Raw genomic sequence first — 18,435 nt, forward strand, 5'->3', positions numbered from 1 at the left:
TCTCGTCAAGGAGACACCGATGGGCCTCTTCAACCGCTCCGCCAAGAAGGTCGCCGTCGCGGCCCCCGCCGCCCCTGTCGCCACCACCGCCCCGAGCTCCGCCTCGGACATCTCGGGCGAGTACGTGCTGGACCCGAGCCACTCGCGCCTCGGCTTCTCCGCCCGCCACGCCATGGTCACGAAGGTGCGCGGCAACTTCGACGAGTTCGAGGGCACGGCCCGGGTCGACGCCACCACGCCGGCCAACTCCAAGGTCGAGGTCACGATCCAGGCCGCGTCCGTCACCACGGGCAACGAGCAGCGCGACGGTCACCTCAAGACGCCGGACTTCTTCGACATCGAGAACCACCCCACCATCACCTTCGTCTCGACGAACGTTGCTCGCGCGGGCTCCGAATGGGCCGTCACCGGTGATCTCACCATCAACGGTGTCACCAAGCCCGTCACGATCGACTTCGAGGAGACGGGCTCCGCCAAGGACCCCTACGGCAACACGCGCATCGGGTTCGAGGGCTCCACGACCATCGACCGCACCGACTGGGGCCTCAACTTCAACGCCGCACTGGAGACCGGTGGCGTCCTCGTGAGCGAGAAGGTCAAGCTCGAGTTCGACATCTCGGCGATCGCCCAGGTCCCGGCCGTTGCCTGACCCCACCTGCCAGCAGCACCCCGAAGGGCGTGGACCACGTGGTCCACGCCCTTCCGCCTGTCCGGACAGTCACGGGTCGCCGGGCGAACCGTGATGGGTAGCGGCCCCAGCCAGGTCAGGTCGCGAGACCCCACAAGGCCGCGACGTGGCGTGCATCGGTCCCGCAGCAACCGCCCACGACGTCAAGGTTCGGGAGCTGCCGCGCAAGACGCTCATGTTCGGAGACGAGATCGGGGAGGTCTCCCTCATCGAGCACCTCGGCCGCATCGAGTTCGGCGTGGGACTGCCGGGAGGCATTGACCCTGAGCCCGGTGACGCGAGTCGTCCAGGAGTCGTCACTCAATGCTTCGGCAATGTGGTGGGGATGCGCGCAGTTGACGAGGAACCCATCCGGTGCGGCCTGACCCCACAATGCGTCCACCGCGACTCCGAGCGGGGTGCCATCCGGCAGCGTCCCGTCGGTCTCGACCGTGAATGACACACCGACGTCGACGCCCTGGGCCCGGGCGGCCAACACCACGCCCACCGCTTCCGCCACCGTCGTCAAGGTATAGGCCGTGACGCGATCTGCCCCACCCTCGGCGAAGGCCCCGATCTGGCTCGAGTGGTAGTCGGCGAACTCCTCGGCGGTGCCCCGCTCCGAGGCGAGATAGCCGTCCCCGCGAGGACCGATACTTCCGGACACCAGAACGCGCCCCGACGGGGCGAGCATCTCCGCGACCCCGGCGAGGTAGACAATGCTGTCGAGGTTGATCCGTCGCACGTCGGCCGGACTGCCGCCCAGTGACACGACCCAGTCCGGGTTGGCGCGCCACGTGGGCGTCTCGAGGAGGAGGTTGGCGCCGGCCAACTCCGAGACCCGCGCGTATCCGGCGTAGTAGTCCGTCAGGAGGGCTCGTCCATCGACGCTGTCCAGCAGCGGATATGCGGCGAAGCCGGGCAGGTCGACCCCGTGGTGGAAGATCAGGTCGGTCTCGAGACCGCCGTCGGTGACCCACCTTGGCCCGGCGTCGCTTGCACCCTCGGGTCGCTGCTGCGCCCGCACATCGCTCATCGTCGCCAACTCCTCTCGCGACACACGCCCACACAACCCGCCCCGGGACGCCTCCAGCGTGCCCCGGCCCGCTGTCGCGCTGCCAGACCTCAGCGTGGTCAGTCGCGCTGGTGCTCTGGGGTGGCATCGAGGGCCTCGCGGATGACCCGCATGGACACCTCCGAGGGATAGCCCTTGCGTGCGAGGAGCCCTGCGAGCCGTCGCATCTGCACCGTCCGATCAAGCCCGTGCAGTCGCCGCAGACGCTTCTCGACGAGGTCGCGGGCACGCTCCTCCTCGCCAGCCGGGTCGACGTCGTCGAGCACCGACTCGGCCACCTCGTCGCTGACACCCTTCTGGCGCAGGTTCTGAGCGAGCGCTCGACGCGCCAGCCCACGGCCCGCCTGCTGCGAACGGACGAGCATGCCGGCGTAGGCCGCGTCGTCGACGAGGCCGACCTCTTCCATGCGGTCCAACACGCCGGCCGCGACGTCGGGGGCGCAGCCACGCTTGGCGAGGGCCTGTTCGAGTTGGGCGCGGGACTTGGGGGAGTTCGTCAATTGCCGCAGAACGATCTGCCGAGCGACGTCGTGGGCGTCCGGCTCGACTCCCACCGTCGCTGGGTCGGGCTGAGGCGGCTGAGGGACCGAGGGTGGGGTCTCACGCCGCGTCCCCGCCGCCCACTCGGGCGGCGGGGACGCAACGTCCGCGAACGGCATACGACGTGGTCCTTGACTCAGAAGTCGACCGGGACCTCGGGCACGGCATCGGCCGGCTGATCCACCCGAGGCCCGACGCCGAGCTTCTCCTTGACCTTCTTCTCGATCTCGTCGGCGAGGTCGGGGTTGTCCTTGAGGAAGTTGCGGGCGTTCTCCTTGCCCTGGCCGAGCTGGTCGCCCTCATAGGTGTACCAAGCGCCGGCCTTGCGGACGAAGCCGTGCTCCACGCCCATGTCGATGAGACCGCCCTCGCGGGAGATGCCCTGGCCATAGAGGATGTCGAACTCGGCCTGCTTGAACGGCGGGGAGACCTTGTTCTTGACGACCTTGACGCGGGTGCGGTTGCCGACCGGGTCAGTGCCGTCCTTGAGCGTCTCGATGCGACGCACGTCGAGGCGCACGGAGGCATAGAACTTCAGCGCCTTGCCACCCGTCGTGGTCTCGGGGCTTCCGAACATCACACCGATCTTCTCGCGGAGCTGGTTGATGAAGATCGCCGTCGTGCCGGTGTTGTTGAGGGCACCGGTGATCTTGCGCAGCGCCTGGCTCATGAGCCGAGCCTGGAGGCCGACGTGGCTGTCACCCATCTCGCCCTCGATCTCGGCGCGAGGCACGAGGGCGGCGACGGAGTCGATGACGATGATGTCGAGGGCGCCGGACCGGATGAGCATGTCGGCGATCTCGAGCGCCTGCTCACCGGTGTCGGGCTGGGACACGAGCAGGTTGTCGGTGTCGACGCCGAGCTTCGCTGCGTACTCCGGGTCGAGCGCGTGCTCCGCGTCGATGAAGGCCGCGATGCCGCCGGCGCGCTGGGCGTTGGCCACCGCGTGCAGGGCGACGGTCGTCTTGCCCGAGCTCTCCGGACCGTAGACCTCGACGACCCGGCCGCGCGGCAGGCCGCCAATCCCGAGGGCGACATCGAGCGCGATGGACCCGGTGGGGATGACCTCGATGGGTGGACGCACGTCGTCGCCCAGGCGCATGACCGCACCCTTGCCGTGCTGCTTCTCGATCTGTCCGAGGACCACTCCCAGGGACTTCTCGCGGTCGTTCGTGACGGCTGCTGCAGCCATGTCGCACCTGCTCTTCCTGTGTCGTTCGATGTGCGCGTCCGCCGGCGACCTCTGCTCGCGGTCGGTCCTGTCGCGATCTCGGGTCAGACGCTAGGTCGTCGCACCGACAGCCGTCTGCAGCTGCCGTGGAGGCTGTGGACAAGTGCTGCGGGTCCGGCGACCTGTGGACAACAGTAGACGAACACGTGTTCGACATCGGGAGGTGCATTGCGACACGCCGCGCGACCCTCCGAAATGACCTCAGGGACGGCAGTTCCTGTCAGCACACAGGAGCCTCCACGACGGCTCGCTCACGGCACCACCCAGGGCGAATGGCAGACTCCTGCGCCGTGACGATCATTGCGGCAGCGGACGGTTCGGCCCTCGGCAACCCCGGGCCCGCGGGATGGGCGTGGTACGCCGACGACAGCCACTGGGCCGCGGGCGGGTGGCCGCACGGCACGAACAACCAGGGCGAACTCACCGCCGTCCTCGACCTGCTGGAGCAGACCGCCGACGTCGACGACGACCTCGTCATCTATTGCGACAGCACCTACGTCATCAAGTCGATCACCCAGTGGATGCCCGGGTGGAAACGCAAGGGGTGGAAGAAGGGCGACGGCAAGCCCGTCATGAACCTCGAGATCATGCAGGCGCTCGACCGTGCCATGGCCGGGCGCCGGGTGCGATTCGAGTGGGTCAAGGGCCACTCGGGACACGAGCTCAACGAGGAGGCGGACCGGCTCGCCAACGGCGCCGCCACGGCATACCAGAAGGGCATGGCACCCGATCCTGGGCCCGGGTGGGCGGGGCGCGAGACCGCTCCCCCGACGCGACCCTCACCGAGCGTGCCCACCGCCGCCGAACCGGCGGAGCCGGACCTCTTCTCGGAGGTCGCCGATGACGCGCCCTCCCTCACCGACGAGGAACAGGTCATCGCCCTGGAGCGCTCCCTGCTCACCGATGAGGTTCGTGGCGACTCCGCCGCCGTGGCCGCCCTGCTCCACCCCCAGTGGTCCGAGGTCGGCCGGTCCGGGCGGCTGTGGACGCGCGACGAGATGCTCGACGAGATCGGCCCCTTGGGCGTGGAGCACTCGCTCGACGTCCTTGCCTGTATGCCGGCCGGTCCCGACACGATGCTGCTCACCTGGCGCTCGGTGGCCGACTCGGGTCCGACCCTGCGATCGTCGGTGTGGGTGCGTGCGAACGGCCACTGGCAGCAGCTCTTCCACCAGGGCACCCCGGAGGCCTGAGACTCCGAGGGCTTCCCGCCGCGAGGCTCAGGTGCGGGACAGGAGGTCCGCGACGATCTCGGCAGCCGGGGCGGACCGCACGGACCGATGGCCGGTTCCGGCCCAGAGGTGCACGAGGTCGGGCTGACCGGTCGCCTTGCCATGAGCGCGCAACGGCAGCGTGAGGTGGTGCACCTGCGGGTAGGCCGCCGGGGCCACCTCGCTGAAGACCTCGGTCCATGACGTGACGAGGGCACGCGCGCTGCGACCCGTGAAGGCACGGGTCACGACGGTGTCGACGCGGTGCGTCAGCTCGTGTCGATGAATGTCGGCCGTGCCGGCCTCCGGGGTGCCGAGGAACGCCGTCCCGCAGGCCACCGCATGGGCTCCTGCACCGAGGAGCGCGACCACGTGGGCCGAGTCAGCCACTCCCCCGGCGGCGACGACGGGCAGGTCGGTGAGCTGTCGGATGTTCTGCAGGAGCAGACGGGTCGGCGCCTGGTGGTGGCCGGTGTCGACCGGACCGCCACGATGCCCCCCGGCCTCCCAACCCTGCGCGATCACTCCGTCCACGCCGAGCTCGTCAGCCCAAGCAGTCTCGCTCGCATCGTTGAGGGTGACCCAGACCTCGATCCCTGCGGCGCGAAGCCGGTCGACGACGTCGGCGGGTGGCCACGCGAATGCGAAGGACACCACCGCTGGTGGCTCCGCGAGGATCACCTCGATCTTGGCGTCGAACGAGTCGTCGTCATGAACGGGCTCTGCCAGTGGCACTCCGGCCTTGTCCGCCAGCGGCTGGAGGCGGGTGGCGTATTCGAGGACGAGGGCCGCGCTCCCCGGCTCGTAGAGCGATGGCGCAAACAGGTTGACCCCGAACGGTGCACCACCGACCGCCGCCCGCAGGAGGACGATGTCGTCGCGCAACCGATCGGGCGCGAGGTAGGCGCCGGCGAGGAAGGCGAAACCGCCCGCGTTCGTCACCGCCGCCGCCAGTTCCACGGTGCTGGGCCCGCCGGCCATCGGCGCGAGGACGAGAGGTCGGTCGAGAACGGTCACGGGTCAGCCGTGCCGCGAGGTGACGTCCCGACCGAGGCGCCGCTCCTGCGGAACGTCCATGTCCTCGCACAGGGCAAGCCAGACGATGCGCGGATGCACGCCCTCGTCGAGCGCCTGCATGACCGTGCGTCCGCCGAGCACACCGAGGACGTGGTCGCGCGCCAGGGTGGGCGCGTAGGTCTCTCCGAACTCGTCGTTCATCAGCATCCAGAAGTGGCTGATCCGCATGCCCGCGAGTCTTGCACACGGCCGTGTGACGGCCGCGTGGCCGACCGAACGTGCCACGACGCGGGCCGGTTCGCCTCCCCCGCACTGCAATCGCAGACATTCCTTTGTAGGGTCAACCCATGCCGCCAGAGTTGGAGCACGATCCGCGCCGGGAGGTTGTCCTCGATGCGACGACTCTCAAGGCCCTGACGCACCCCCTGCGTCCGCGCATTCTCAGTGCTCTTCGCCTTCACGGGCCCGCCACTGCATCGAGGCTGGCGGCACACCTCGGCGTCAACACCGGAGCCACGAGCTATCACGTCCGGCAGCTCGCCGAGGCCGGGTTCGTCGTCGAGGCCACCGAGCTCGGCAACGCCCGCGACCGGTGGTGGAGGGCCGCGCACGCACGGACGATCTTCGACACGCAAGGGGCCGACCAGGAGACGTCCGCGGCCTACCTCTCGGCCGTGGCCGCCGGCTACGCCGAGAACGCGCAGCGTGCCATTGCCGAGATTGCGACGCTGCCACCCGAGTGGGAGGACGCGGGCACCTTCAGCAACTTCACCCTCCGTCTCACTCCGGACGAGACGACGGAACTCATGGACGCGATCACCACCTTGATTCGCAGCCATCGTTCACATCAGGGTTCGATCGACGCTCCGCCAGAGGCACGGCCCGTGTCCGTCAACCTCGAGGTCTTCCTGGCTCCCGGGATGTCCGGGGAGTGACCGGGTCTCACGTGCGCCAAAGTCGGCGCAGTCTCTACGGCATGCTCGTGGCCTCGAGCGTGTCCATCGCGGGCACCCGTGTCTCGACGATCGCCATCCCGTGGTTCGTCTACACCCAGACGAGGTCACCCGCGCTCACCGGTCTCGTCCTCACGGCCGAGATGGCGCCCTACGTCGTGTCCAAGGCTCTCGGAGGGCCTCTGGTCGACCGGCGTGGGCCGCGCACGATCAGCATTCTGGGCGACATCATCAGTGGCGCCTTCCTGGCCCTGATCCCGATTCTGTATGCCGTGGGTCAGCTCGATCTTCCGGACAGGGTTCCGCTGCTGCTCGCCCTCGTCGCCCTCGCCGGCGCCTTCCGTGGCCCCGGGGATGGCGCGCGCAACGCGATGATCCCGGCAGTGGCCGACGCATCGGGCGTCAGCGTCGAGCGCATCACCGGACTCGACGCCACGATCGACCGCGCCAGCGGGCTCCTCGGGGCCGGGGTCGGAGGCTTCCTCGTCGCGGGCTTCGGTGGAGCGCAGACCGTCGCGGTGACCGCCGCCGCGTCCCTCGTGAGCGCGCTCGTGGTCGCCCTCTTCGTCCCGCGCGCCCCCATGGGCGACACCGAGGAAGCGGGCAGCTACCTCGTCCGCCTCCGAGCCGGAGCCTCGTTCCTGCGCAAGGACCGACTGCTGCGAGCAGTCCTCCTCATGATCGCCGGGACCAACCTCCTCGAGGCCGCCTACATCTCGGTGATGCTCCCGGTCTGGGTCAGTGCCAACGGCTACGGTCCCGAGATCATCGGCCTCCTGGGCCTCCTCTACGGCGGATCGGCGGTGCTCTCCAGTGCCGCTGCGACGACAGCGGCAGGGCAGTTCAGCCGCCGCACGGCCTATCTCCTCGGCTTCACCCTGGCCGGTGCCCCGCGCTACCTCGCGCTGGCATTCGGCGCTCCCCTCTGGGTCATCATCGTGTGCAACGTCGTCGCGGGTCTCGGCGCCGGCTTCATCAACCCCACGATCAGCGCCATCTTCTTCGAGCGGGTCCCGCGCCACCTCGTCGGTCGCGTCGGATCGCTTGCCGATGCGGTCGCCTGGACGGGCCTGCCCCTCGGCGGGATCGTGGGCGGCGCCGCCGTCACCGCGGTCGGGGTGTCGCCAGCGCTGGGTGCGGCGGGGGCGGCATACCTCGTCTCGACCGCGCTGCCGGGGATGCGACCGGAGTGGCACGAGATGGACCGTGCGCGTCCGTCTGCGAAACCTGCGCAGGGCGCTGATACCTGACCCTATCCACTGTCGGCGCGGGGTGAGAGGCTGGCCCCCTGATGACGGCAAACGTGCTCGAGCGCTTCTCTCCGGCCACCGCGACGTGGTTCCGGGACTCCTTCAGTGCGCCCACGGCCGCGCAGTCGGGCGCTTGGGAGGCCATCAGTTCCGGTCATCACTCACTGGTCGTCGCACCCACGGGCTCGGGCAAGACCCTGTCGGCCTTCCTCTGGGCGCTCGACCGTCTCGGGACCGACCCCCTCCCGGAGGAGAAGCTCCGTCGCTGCCGCGTCCTCTACGTCTCGCCCATGAAGGCTCTTGCGGTCGATGTCGAGCGCAACCTGCGCAGCCCCTTGGTCGGCATCGGTCACGCCGCCGCCCGACTGGGGCTCAAGCAGCGCGACATCACCGTGTCGGTGCGCAGCGGCGACACCCCGGCGGGCGAGCGCCGCGCCTTTGCGCGGACCCCGAGCGACATCCTCATCACGACACCCGAGTCGTTGTTCCTCATCCTCACGTCACAGGCCCGCGAGGCACTGCGCGGGGTCGAGACGGTCATCCTCGACGAGGTCCATGCCGTGGCCGGCACCAAGCGTGGTGCGCACCTCGCACTGTCCCTCGAGCGGCTCGACGCCCTTCTCGATCGGCCGGCACAGCGCATCGGCCTGTCCGCGACGGTCGAGCCGGTCGACGAGGTGGCGAGATACCTCGCGGGTGGGCGTCCGGTCGAGATCGTGAGGCCACCGTCGACCAAGGAGTGGGAGCTCGACGTCGTCGTCCCCATCGCCGACATGTCGTCCCTCGGGGAAGTCATCGAGGATGACCTCAGTGGGCCCGCGTCGGGAGCCGAGCGCAGGGCGTCGATCTGGCCGCACGTCGAGGAGCGCATCGTCGATCTCGTGGCGGCACACCGCTCAACGCTCGTCTTCGCCAACTCTCGACGGTTGGCCGAGCGGCTCACGGCCCGACTCAACGAGATCTGGGAGGAGCGGCTCGCCGCTGCCGCCGAGTCGCCCGACGCCGACGGTGACATGGGCACGGAGGTGAGCGGACGGCATACGGGCTCTTCCGCGTCCCTCCGAACTCCGGCCCAGGTCATGGCGCAATCGGGGAGCTCGATGGGGGCTGCGCCGGTCCTCGCGCGCGCCCACCACGGGTCGGTGAGCAAGGAGCACCGCCAGCTCATCGAGGAGGACCTCAAGGCCGGTCGGCTACCGGCCGTCGTCGCCACGAGCAGTCTTGAGCTCGGCATCGACATGGGCGCGGTGGACCTCGTCGTGCAGGTCGAGTCCCCTCCGTCGGTGGCGTCCGGGCTGCAGCGGGTCGGGCGGGCAGGGCACCAGGTCGGTGCCGTGTCCCAAGGTGTCCTCTTCCCGAAGTTCCGCGGGGACCTCGTGCAGACCGCCGTCGTCGTGGAGCGGATGCGCGCGGGCGCCATCGAGTCGCTGCGCGTTCCCGCGAATCCGGTCGACGTGCTCGCGCAACAAGTGGTCGCCATGACCGCGGTGGACGACTGGACCGTGGACGAACTCGAGCAGGTCGTCCGCCGCGCGGCGCCCTTCGCCTCACTCCCCCGATCGATCCTCGACTCCGTCCTCGACATGCTGTCCGGGCGCTACCCCAGCGACGAGTTCGCCGAGCTTCGCCCACGCATCGTCTGGGACCGGGTGACCGGTGTGCTGTCCGGACGGCCGGGCGCCCAGCGGCTCGCGGTGACGTCCGGCGGGACGATCCCCGACCGCGGTCTCTATGCCGTGTTCCTCGCCACGGGCGAGGGCACGGGACGCCGGGTCGGCGAACTCGACGAGGAGATGGTCTACGAGTCGCGCGTCGGCGACGTCTTCACCCTGGGCACCTCCACCTGGCGGATCGAGGACATCACCCACGACCGGGTGTTGGTGACACCCGCCCCGGGCGTACCCGGGCGCCTGCCCTTCTGGAAGGGCGACCAGTTGGGCCGCCCCGCGGAGCTCGGCAAGGCCGTAGGCGCCTTCGTGCGTGAAGTCGCTGCGGCAACGCCAGAGCAGGCCCGCTCCAGAGTCGCCTCGGCCGGACTCGACGCGTGGGCCACCGACAACCTCGTGGCCTACCTCGACGAGCAACGCGCCGCCACCGGTCACGTTCCCGACGACCGCACGATCGTCGTCGAGCGCTTCCGCGACGAGATCGGCGACTGGCGCGTGGCGGTTCACAGCCCGTTCGGCGGTCAGGTCCACGCACCGTGGGCGCTCTGCGTCTCGGCCCGGATGCGCGAGCGCTTCGGCGTCGACGTGCAGGCAATGCACGGGGACGACGGCATCGTCTTCCGCCTGCCGGACCTCGAACTCGACGACGAGCAGCTCGGCGGTCGCGGTGCAGCCACTGAGCTGCTCGACCTGGTGCGCCTCGACCCCGACGACGTGCACGACCTCGTGACCGGCGAGATCGGTGGCTCCGCGCTCTTCGCAGCACGCTTCCGCGAGTGTGCGTCGCGAGCACTGCTCCTCCCCCGCCGCCGGCCGGATCGCCGACAACCGCTCTGGCAGCAACGCCAGCGCGCGGCGCAGCTCCTTGAGGTGGCGAGTCAGTACGCCTCGTTCCCCATCGTCCTGGAGACCGTGCGCGAGTGCGTTCAGGACGTGTTCGACGTCCCGGGACTGACCGCACTCATGTCGTCGATCGCCTCTCGCGAGGTGACCCTCGTGGATGTCGAGTCGGCGCAGCCCTCGCCGTTCGCCCGCTCGCTCATGTTCGGCTACGTCGCGCAGTTCCTCTACGAAGGCGACTCGCCACTGGCGGAGAAGCGGGCTGCAGCGCTCTCCCTCGATCCGACCCTCCTCGCCGAGTTGCTGGGCCGGGGTGAGGGCCTGTCCCTGCGGGACCTCCTCGACCCCGAAGCCGTCACCCGCACCGAAGCCGAGCTGCAGCGGCTCGCGGAGGATCGTCGGTGTCGCGATGCGGAGGACGTGGCCGATCTGCTTCGCACCCTGGGTCCGCTGTCACTCACCGAAGTCACCCGCCGCACCCGCGCCGGGTCGACCGCCCGCGACATCGGATCCTGGCTCGTGGACCTCGAAGGGGCGCGGCGGATCATTCGGGTTCGGATCGCCGGTGAAGAGCGGTGGGCCGCGATCGAGGATGCCTCCCGACTGCGCGACGCACTCGGGGTTTCGCTGCCCGTCGGGGTTCCTCAGGCCTTCCTCGAGTCCGTCCCCGACCCGCTCGGCGACCTCGTCGCGCGCTACGCCCGCACCCACGGCCCCTTCAGCGCGTCGGCCGTTGCTCACTGGTGGGGCGTGGGGCCGGCGGTCGCCGTCGATGCCCTCCGACGCCTCGTCTCCGCCGGCCGGGTCGTCGAGGGTGAGTTACTGCCCACCGAGAGCGGCGGTGGTGCGCACGGGCTCGACTACTGCGACGCGGAGGTCCTGCGCACGCTGCGGCGGCGATCCCTCGCCGCCCTGAGGGCCGAAGTGGAGCCGGTCGCCGCGGTCGAGCTCGCTCGTTTCCTCCCCCAGTGGCAGTCCGTCGGCGGCGGACTTCGTGGGCGGGAAGGCCTCATCCGAGCCGTCGAGCAACTCGCCGGGGCCGTGCTGCCCGCCAGTGCGCTCGAGAGCTTGGTGCTTCCCGTGCGAGTGGCCGGCTACACACCGGCGCTCCTCGACGAGCTCATGAGCGTCGGCGAAGTCGTCTGGCGGGGCCACGGGTCGCTGCCCGGCGACGACGGCTGGGTCTCGTTGCACCTTGCCGACACCGCACACCTCACGATGGCCCCACCCGAGGACGGTGAGCTCGGCGATCGGGCGGAAGCGGTTCTCGAGGTCCTCTCCCGTGGTGGCGCCTACTTCTTCCGCGCCCTCGCCGACGCCGTCGAGGCAACGGACGCCGAGGTGGTCGACGACCTGTGGGCGCTCGTGTGGTCGGGCCATGTCGCAGGCGACACCTTCGCGCCTGTTCGCGCGTTGCTCGCCGGTGGTCGGACCGCGCACAAGCGCGCGACGTCCGGCCCTCGATCGACAAGGTATGCCGGCCGCTCCGGTTCGCTGGGCACCCTGGGTGGGCGTCGCGGCGCCTCTCGTCCTCTCACCGTCACCCGGTCCGCACCCGCAGTCGTGGCGGGCCGATGGTCCGTGCTGCCCGAGGTCGAGACGGACACGACCGTGCGAACCTTGGCGACGGCGGAGATCCTCCAGGACCGCTACGGCGTGCTCACCCGGGGCAGCGTGGTCGCCGAAGATGTGCCTGGTGGATTCGCGGCGGTTTATCGCGTGCTCGCGGCGGCTGAAGAGTCGGGGCGCGTGCGTCGCGGCTACTTCGTGGAGTCGCTGGGGGCAGCCCAGTTCGCCACCACGGGTGCCATCGACCGCCTGAGGGCGGGCGCCCGAACGCTCGGTGCCCCCAGCGACCCCTCCGGCCAGCGGGCGCTGGTCCTGGCTGCGACCGACCCGGCCAACGCCTATGGCGCAGCCCTGCCGTGGCCCGTCCGACCCGTGCCCGATGGCAGCGACGAAACCACCGGAGCAACCCGGTCCGGACACCAGCCCGGACGCAAGGCCGGCGCGCTGGTGATTCTCGTCGACGGTGACCTCGTCATCTACGTCGAGCGAGGCGGCAAGACACTGCTCTCGTGGACCGACGACCCGGTGCATCTCCAAGCCGCGGCCGACGCCTTGGCACTCGCGGTGCGTGAAGGTGCCCTGGGCCGGCTCACCGTCGAGAAGGCCGATGGTGGCGCGCTCCTGGGCTCCGGCCATCCACTCGTCGATGCTCTGGCGCAGGCGGGGTTCCACGCCACTCCCCGGGGCCTTCGACTCCGAAGGTGAGCGGCCGTGCCTGAAGGTGACACCATCTGGCGGACTGCGCATCGACTGCACCAGGCTCTCGTCGGTGCCGAGATCGCGGTGAGCGACTTCCGCTTCCCCGATCTCGCCACCCTTGATGTGTGTGGCTCCGTCACGACCGAAGTGGTCAGTGTCGGCAAGCACCTGCTCCACCGTCTCGACTCCGGCATCACGATCCATTCCCACCTCAAGATGGAGGGCCAGTGGCGGATCGAACGCCCCGGCGATGCGGCCCCGTGGATGCGGCGGGGCGACCTGCGGGCGGCAGTCGGAACGGAGCAGTGGGTCGCACTCGGCCTCAGGCTCGGAGCGCTCGCTGCCCTGCCAACGTCGCGAGAGCTCGAGGTCGTTGGTCACCTCGGACCCGACGTCCTGGGGCCGGGATGGGATCCACACGTGGCGTGCCAGCGGATCGCGTCCGCAGGAACGGTCATCGGTGCTGCGCTGCTCGATCAACGACTGCTGGCTGGAGTGGGCACCATCTGGGCGTCCGAGTCCCTCTTCATCGAGCGACTGGGACCGTGGTCATCCGCACAGGACCTCGGCCAGGAGGAACTCGCCGCGCTCGTCGACCGGATCCACCACCTCATGGATCGGGCCCGGCGGGGCGGCGTCCAGTCGAGCACCGGGTCGCGACGGCGCGGTGAGGAACTCCTCGTGCACGGACGCTCGGGGCGGCCGTGCCGACGGTGTGGCACCACGATCCGCGTCGCACCGACGGGTCCGGCTGGGCGACAACGCACCCTGTTCTATTGCCCGACCTGCCAAGGTGGGCTGGCGCCTGACGACGCCGGTGAGCCGCAGCGCCCGCTCGGATCGGCACGCGGGCGCGGCTCAACCGAGCGGCGCCGATGACGACCTACTCGGGCGAGTTCGCCGCTCGGCGGAGGATGCCCTCGACGACCTCGGACTTGGCGTCGGCGTAGTCCTGGACGAACCGCCAACGGCGCGCGGCGAGCTCGCGCTTCACCGCGGCATACCGGTCCCGGTCTTCGGGGTGGGTCCGGAGCCAGTCACGGAAGCCGAGCAGTCGGGCGATCTCCGCAGCGCCGACATCGGGCGCCAGCACGTGCAGGTTGATGTCGTGGTCCGATCCGCGGGCGACTCGCTGGTAGAGGACGCGGTGCTCCAGCCACTCGGGCTCGCGAACCTGGAGCCAGTAGCCGAGCGGCTCGAGCGCCGGCACATAGACGTGCTCGTCCGCCGCGTCGGGCACCTGAATCAGGATGTCGATGACCGGCTTGGCCGCCAGACCGGGGACCGAGGTCGACCCGACGTGGTCGACGGCGAGGGCCGATGCGCCCACTGCGGCACGGATCTCTGCCGCGTCCGATGCGTAGCGCGCAGCCCACTGCGGATCGGGGTCGCAGATGACGACCGGCACGGAGAACGGCTCCGGAGGCTCCCCCACGATGGGCGCAGCCACAGAGGGTCGGGTCAGGCAGCGGAGGCGGACACGACAGCCGAGCGACCACCGACAGGCAAGGACACCGGGGCCGTGAGCGATTCGATGTGCGCCACTCGGCGGCTCACGTCGTCAAGAACCACGGACATGGGGACGTCCAACGCGTCACAGATCGACCCGAGGAGCTCGGACGAGGCCTCCTTGACGCCACGCTCGATCTCGCTGAGGTAGCCCAAGGAAACAGCGGCGGCGGCGGCCACGTCGCGCAGGGTGCGGCCCTGCTGCTGGCGCCGCTCACGCAGCACCTCGCCCAACTCGTGTCGGAGCAGGATCATGGTCGCGCCTCCCTTCGTCGGTCTTCGGTGGTTCGGGTCTCCACGCTACATCGCGAAGGTCCACTCACGTCGAAGTGTTCCTCGACAGGACCTATTCCCGCTGGTGGTTCGGCGTGGCGCTCACGGGGAGCCGGGCGTGTCGCTCGACCCCATCCCGCCGAGCAGTTCCGCTGCCAGATCGAGCACCGCCCGCACCGTCTCGGTCCGGATCGACTCCCGGTCGCCGGTGAGGGTGAGGCGGCGGGTCTCCACGCCTCCGGTCCACGGCCCGGCGGCTGCGACGAAGACGACGCCGGCGGGCACGCCGTCCGAGGGGCCGGGTCCGGCGACCCCGGTCGTCGCCAGACCCACGTCGGCACCCAGCAGGCGGCAGGCTCCCACGGCCATCTGCGCGGCCACCTCCCCGTCGACCGGGCCGGTGGCGGCGAGCCGGTCGGGGTCGACACCCAGGAGGTCCGCTTTGATCTCTGTCGCATAGGACACGACGCCCCCGCGAACGGTCGACGACGATCCTGCAACGGACGTCAACGCACCGCTGACGAGTCCGCCCGTGAGCGACTCCGCCGTGGCGACCGTCAGGCCTCGCGCGATGAGCGATGCCACGACCTCCGCAGGATCGGTCACGGCTTCGGGTGTTCCTCTCGCGCGGCCCGTGCCGCCCGCTTGGCGTCCGCTCGCGGGCTCGTCTGGCGGAGACGGAAGGCGTCGATCGCGTAGTCGACCCCCGTCACGACGGTGACGACCAGCGCGGCGACGAGAGTCACCCAGGCGATCGCGTCGAGCACGCCGGTGCCCGGCAACGAGAAGCGGGGAATGACGAAGAACCCGAGCGCCAGCGCCTGGAGCAGCGTCTTGAGCTTGCCCCCGCGCCCGGCAGCCATGATCCCGTGCCGGATGACCCAGAAGCGCATCACGGTGATGCCCCACTCGCGCACGAGGATCACGATCGTGATCCACCACGGGATGTCACCCAGCAGCGACAGTCCAACCAGGGCCATCGTCACGAGGGCCTTGTCGGCGATCGGGTCGGCGACCTTGCCGAAGTTCGTGATCAGTCCGCGGCTGCGGGCGATGTCGCCGTCGATGCGATCGGTGAACATCGCGACCGCGAACACCGCGAACGCCCACCAACGAAAGCCGGCGTCGTCACCGTCGCCCCACAGGAGGAGCCACCCGAACACGGGAACGAGAAGCAGACGCAGCACCGTGAGGCCGTTGGCGATGTTCCACGCACTGGGCGCCTCGCGGGCCGCCGACGGCGGCCCCTGCGTCATACCGCCTCCGCCACGAGGTCGATGCCTTCGGTCCCCACGACCGTGGCGACGACGACCTCTCCGACGGCGGCCGTGACGCCGCTGACACGAGTCGTCCCATCCACGTCAGGACCCTGGTGCTCGGCCCTGCCCACGACGGCCAGGTCGCCGTCGGCCCCGTCCTCGACCTCCTCGATGAGGACGCTCACGATCTCGCCGACCCGATCCTCCGCCCGTTGGGCAGTCAGTTCTTCGACGAGGTCGGTGATCCGAGCGACCCGTTCGGCGATCGCCTCCGGGGCGACCTTGTCGGGCAGGAGCTCACCCTCGGTGCCGTCCTCGTCCGAGTAGCCGAACACGCCCACCACGTCGAGTCGTGCCTCAGTGAGGAAGTGGGCGAGCTCGTCGACCTCGGCCTCGGTCTCCCCCGGGAAGCCGACGATGACGTTGCTCCGGATCCCAGCGAGCGGCGAGCGGCGTCGGACGTCCTCGATGAGTCCGAGGAACGGCTCGGTCCCGCCGAACCGACGCATCCGCCGCAGGAGCGGTGCCGACGCGTGCTGGAAGGACAGGTCGAACCACGGCATGACCTCGGGGATGGCCACCATCGTGTCGAGGAGGCCCGGGCGCACTTCCGCCGGCTGGAGGTAGGAGACGCGGACTCGGTCGATGCCGTCGATGTCGGCGAGCTCCGGCAGCAGGGCATCCATCAGGGCAAGGTCGCCCAGGTCCTTGCCATAGGACGTCGAGTTCTCGCTGACGAGGAAGAGTTCGCGCACCCCCTGGGTGGCGAGCCAACGCGCCTCTTCGACGACGTCCGTGGGACGCCGCGAGACGAAGGATCCGCGGAACATGGGGATGGCGCAGAACGCACAGCGCCGGTCGCAGCCGCTCGCGATCTTCAGAGGTGCCCAAGGGCCAGTGTCGAGGCGGGCGCGCGGCGCCGAGTGGCCGGGGAGCGCGATGTCGGCGGAAGCGTCCTGCCTGGTCGCCGGCGAGAGCGGAAGCAGTTTGCGGCGATCACTGGGCACGTGGCTCGCGACCGTGCCGCCGTCGAGGATCGTGCGGAGGTGGGACGACATGTCCGCGTAGGAGTCGAAGCCGAGGACGGCGTCCGCCTCCGGGAGCTCGTCGGCGAGTGACTGGCCGTAGCGCTCGGCGAGGCACCCGACGGCAACGACCTTCTGGGTCCGGCCCGTCTCCTTGAGGGAGGAAGCCTCAAGGAGGCTGTCGATGGAGTCCTTCTTGGCCTGCTCGACGAAACCGCACGTGTTCACGACCGCGACGTCCGCCTCGGCCGCGTCCTCGACGAGGGTCCAGCCTCCCGCGGCCAGTCGACCGGCGAGTTCCTCGGAATCCACGTCGTTGCGGGTGCAGCCCAAGGTGACGACGGCCACCGAGCGTGAGGTCGTCTCGGGTGCAGGCATGCGCCCACTCTAGTTGCGACCGGGCCATGCTCCCCCATCCGCGCCGGTCGGCACCCGACGCCGGGCCGGCAGATACGTTGGGGTGATGACGTCCACGCCGCAACGCATCTCCGCCCTCCTCGACACCCACCCGGTCTGGGACGGGCACAACGACCTCCCGTGGGCTGCGCGCGAGCAGGTGGACTACGACCTGGATCGCCTTGATGTCGCGGCGCCCCTGACCACGACGCACACCGACATCCCGCGACTGCGTCGTGGCGGCGTCGGGGCGCAGTTCTGGTCCGTCTACGTCGACGCGAAATGGGCCGGTGAACGCGCCGTCACCGCGACGCTCGAGCAGGTCGACTTCGTGCGCACCATGACGAGCCGGTATGCCGGTGAGCTGGCTCTCGCGTTCACCGTGGCCGATGTGCGCGCGGCTCAGGCGGACGGACGCATCGCGTCACTCATGGGTGCCGAGGGCGGACACAGCATCGACTCCTCACTCGGGGCTCTCCGCATGCTGCATGAGCTCGGCCTGCGCTACATGACGCTCACCCACAACGACAACGTGCCATGGGCCGACTCCGCCACCGACGAGCCGGCCCTGGGCGGCCTCTCCCCCTTCGGCCGTGAGGTCGTGCGCGAGATGAACCGCATCGGGATGGCAGTCGACCTCTCGCACGTCTCCGCCGACACGATGCGTCACGCGCTCGAGACGACGGAGGCGCCAGTGATGTTCTCGCACTCATCCGCGCGCACCGTCTGCGACCACCCTCGCAACGTGCCCGACGACGTGCTCGCCCAGTTGCCGGCCAACGGTGGTCTCTGCATGGTGACGTTCGTCCCCAAGTTCGTCTCCCAGGCGGTGCGCGAGTGGGACCTCGAGGCGGCCGATGCCGCGGCAGCCGAAGGGATCCACTGGGCCGACTACACGGCATACGAGCCGTTCATCGAGCGTCACCGACAGGTGCACCCTCAACCGGAGGCCACGATCGACGACGTCGTGGCGCACCTCGAGCACGTCCGCGAGGTGGCCGGCGTGGACCACATCGGTCTGGGTGGCGACTACGACGGAGTGAGCCAGCTCCCGACGGGCCTGGAGGACGTCTCGACCTATCCGCGCCTGCTCGAGGCACTCGCGGAAGGCGGCTGGTCCGACGCGGACCTCGGCAAGCTCACATGGAGCAATACCCTGCGCGTCCTGGACGGCGTCGAGGCAGTCAGCCGTGACCTGATCGCCACGCGCCGGCCGAGCACCGCACGGATCGAGGATCTCGACGGCGAGTGACC

At 70.0% G+C, this 18,435-nt stretch carries 17 protein-coding genes; 7 read left to right on the forward strand and 10 right to left on the reverse strand.

Features of this window, described 5'->3' with window-relative positions; all coding sequences use genetic code 11:
- Window positions 1-19 precede the first annotated feature (19 nt).
- Window positions 20-649, forward strand: coding sequence for a YceI family protein (locus N802_RS00835; protein WP_035910865.1), 630 nt, complete (start codon window positions 20-22; stop codon window positions 647-649).
- Between the two features lie 115 nt (window positions 650-764).
- On the opposite strand, the gene N802_RS00840 is transcribed toward N802_RS00835, so the two are convergent.
- The 3 genes from N802_RS00840 to recA form a co-directional block, all read right to left on the reverse strand.
- Window positions 765-1,703, reverse strand: coding sequence for a homocysteine S-methyltransferase family protein (locus N802_RS00840; RefSeq protein WP_052109261.1), 939 nt, complete (start codon window positions 1,701-1,703; stop codon window positions 765-767).
- Between the two features lie 98 nt (window positions 1,704-1,801).
- Window positions 1,802-2,401, reverse strand: coding sequence for a regulatory protein RecX (locus N802_RS00845; protein WP_084071742.1), 600 nt, complete (start codon window positions 2,399-2,401; stop codon window positions 1,802-1,804).
- 17 nt (window positions 2,402-2,418) lie between these two features.
- The gene (gene recA, locus N802_RS00850) at window positions 2,419-3,474 is read right to left on the reverse strand and encodes a recombinase RecA (protein WP_035910869.1); all 1,056 of its coding nucleotides are present in this window, start codon (window positions 3,472-3,474) and stop codon (window positions 2,419-2,421) included.
- 329 nt (window positions 3,475-3,803) lie between these two features.
- Here recA and N802_RS00855 point away from each other — a divergent pair, with 329 nt between their 5' ends.
- Window positions 3,804-4,706, forward strand: a complete 903-nt coding sequence (locus tag N802_RS00855) for a ribonuclease HI family protein (protein ID WP_035911703.1) — start codon at window positions 3,804-3,806, stop codon at window positions 4,704-4,706.
- 27 nt (window positions 4,707-4,733) lie between these two features.
- Here N802_RS00855 and N802_RS00860 read toward each other — a convergent pair whose 3' ends face one another.
- Together N802_RS00860 and N802_RS00865 are read right to left on the reverse strand one after the other, a co-directional pair.
- Window positions 4,734-5,741 (reverse strand): NAD(P)H-dependent flavin oxidoreductase, encoded by a 1,008-nt coding sequence (locus N802_RS00860; protein ID WP_035910872.1) that lies wholly within the window; start codon window positions 5,739-5,741, stop codon window positions 4,734-4,736.
- A gap of 3 nt (window positions 5,742-5,744) precedes the next feature.
- Window positions 5,745-5,969: a DUF3046 domain-containing protein gene (locus N802_RS00865; RefSeq protein ID WP_035910875.1), complete on the reverse strand. Its 225-nt coding sequence runs from the start codon at window positions 5,967-5,969 to the stop codon at window positions 5,745-5,747.
- Between the two features lie 119 nt (window positions 5,970-6,088).
- Here N802_RS00865 and N802_RS00870 point away from each other — a divergent pair, with 119 nt between their 5' ends.
- From N802_RS00870 to N802_RS00885, 4 genes are read left to right on the forward strand one after another with little or no spacing between them, the layout of a single operon-like run.
- Window positions 6,089-6,676 (forward strand): winged helix-turn-helix domain-containing protein, encoded by a 588-nt coding sequence (locus tag N802_RS00870; RefSeq protein ID WP_052109262.1) that lies wholly within the window; start codon window positions 6,089-6,091, stop codon window positions 6,674-6,676.
- 41 nt (window positions 6,677-6,717) lie between these two features.
- Entirely contained in the window at window positions 6,718-7,944 is a 1,227-nt protein-coding gene (locus tag N802_RS00875) for an MFS transporter (protein ID WP_052109263.1), read from the forward strand.
- A gap of 41 nt (window positions 7,945-7,985) precedes the next feature.
- Complete coding sequence (locus N802_RS00880) at window positions 7,986-12,725, forward strand: ATP-dependent helicase (protein ID WP_035910882.1); 4,740 nt, start codon at window positions 7,986-7,988, stop codon at window positions 12,723-12,725.
- 6 nt (window positions 12,726-12,731) lie between these two features.
- Entirely contained in the window at window positions 12,732-13,598 is an 867-nt protein-coding gene (locus N802_RS00885; RefSeq protein WP_035910885.1) for an Fpg/Nei family DNA glycosylase, read from the forward strand.
- Window positions 13,599-13,602: 4 nt separating this feature from the next.
- Here N802_RS00885 and N802_RS00890 read toward each other — a convergent pair whose 3' ends face one another.
- From N802_RS00890 to rimO, 5 genes are all read right to left on the reverse strand, one after another.
- Entirely contained in the window at window positions 13,603-14,169 is a 567-nt protein-coding gene (locus tag N802_RS00890) for a GrpB family protein (RefSeq protein WP_245613782.1), read from the reverse strand.
- 11 nt (window positions 14,170-14,180) lie between these two features.
- Window positions 14,181-14,483, reverse strand: coding sequence for a helix-turn-helix domain-containing protein (locus tag N802_RS00895; RefSeq protein WP_035910890.1), 303 nt, complete (start codon window positions 14,481-14,483; stop codon window positions 14,181-14,183).
- Between the two features lie 120 nt (window positions 14,484-14,603).
- A complete protein-coding gene (locus N802_RS00900) occupies window positions 14,604-15,107 on the reverse strand; it encodes a CinA family protein (protein WP_052109264.1) in 504 nt (167 codons plus the stop codon).
- Window positions 15,104-15,757 carry a CDP-diacylglycerol--glycerol-3-phosphate 3-phosphatidyltransferase gene (gene pgsA / locus N802_RS00905; RefSeq protein WP_035910895.1) on the reverse strand — a complete coding sequence of 218 codons (654 nt, stop codon included), beginning with the start codon at window positions 15,755-15,757 and terminating at the stop codon, window positions 15,104-15,106. The genes N802_RS00900 and pgsA overlap by 4 nt, the downstream gene beginning before the upstream one ends.
- Window positions 15,754-17,163 carry a 30S ribosomal protein S12 methylthiotransferase RimO gene (rimO, locus tag N802_RS00910; RefSeq protein WP_035910898.1) on the reverse strand — a complete coding sequence of 470 codons (1,410 nt, stop codon included), beginning with the start codon at window positions 17,161-17,163 and terminating at the stop codon, window positions 15,754-15,756. The genes pgsA and rimO overlap by 4 nt, the downstream gene beginning before the upstream one ends.
- An 85-nt stretch (window positions 17,164-17,248) precedes the next feature.
- Between rimO and N802_RS00915 the strand changes: the two genes are divergently transcribed.
- Window positions 17,249-18,433, forward strand: a complete 1,185-nt coding sequence (locus tag N802_RS00915; protein WP_035910901.1) for a dipeptidase — start codon at window positions 17,249-17,251, stop codon at window positions 18,431-18,433.
- Window positions 18,434-18,435: the final 2 nt, after the last annotated feature.

It is taken from the genome of Knoellia sinensis KCTC 19936, assembly GCF_000768705.1.
Lineage (GTDB): Bacteria > Actinomycetota > Actinomycetes > Actinomycetales > Dermatophilaceae > Knoellia > Knoellia sinensis.

Excerpts from the sequence above, each read along its gene's own strand:
- N802_RS00835 (WP_035910865.1), top strand. The coding sequence starts at position 20 with ATGGGCCTCTTCAACCGCTCCGCCAAGAAGGTCGCCGTCGCGGCCCCC.
- N802_RS00840 (WP_052109261.1), bottom strand. The coding sequence starts at position 1,703 with ATGAGCGATGTGCGGGCGCAGCAGCGACCCGAGGGTGCAAGCGACGCC.
- N802_RS00845 (WP_084071742.1), bottom strand. The coding sequence starts at position 2,401 with ATGCCGTTCGCGGACGTTGCGTCCCCGCCGCCCGAGTGGGCGGCGGGG.
- recA (WP_035910869.1), bottom strand. The coding sequence starts at position 3,474 with ATGGCTGCAGCAGCCGTCACGAACGACCGCGAGAAGTCCCTGGGAGTG.
- N802_RS00865 (WP_035910875.1), bottom strand. The coding sequence starts at position 5,969 with ATGCGGATCAGCCACTTCTGGATGCTGATGAACGACGAGTTCGGAGAG.
- N802_RS00870 (WP_052109262.1), top strand. The coding sequence starts at position 6,089 with ATGCCGCCAGAGTTGGAGCACGATCCGCGCCGGGAGGTTGTCCTCGAT.
- N802_RS00875 (WP_052109263.1), top strand. The coding sequence starts at position 6,718 with ATGCTCGTGGCCTCGAGCGTGTCCATCGCGGGCACCCGTGTCTCGACG.
- N802_RS00880 (WP_035910882.1), top strand. The coding sequence starts at position 7,986 with ATGACGGCAAACGTGCTCGAGCGCTTCTCTCCGGCCACCGCGACGTGG.
- N802_RS00895 (WP_035910890.1), bottom strand. The coding sequence starts at position 14,483 with ATGATCCTGCTCCGACACGAGTTGGGCGAGGTGCTGCGTGAGCGGCGC.
- pgsA (WP_035910895.1), bottom strand. The coding sequence starts at position 15,757 with ATGACGCAGGGGCCGCCGTCGGCGGCCCGCGAGGCGCCCAGTGCGTGG.
- rimO (WP_035910898.1), bottom strand. The coding sequence starts at position 17,163 with ATGCCTGCACCCGAGACGACCTCACGCTCGGTGGCCGTCGTCACCTTG.
- N802_RS00915 (WP_035910901.1), top strand. The coding sequence starts at position 17,249 with ATGACGTCCACGCCGCAACGCATCTCCGCCCTCCTCGACACCCACCCG.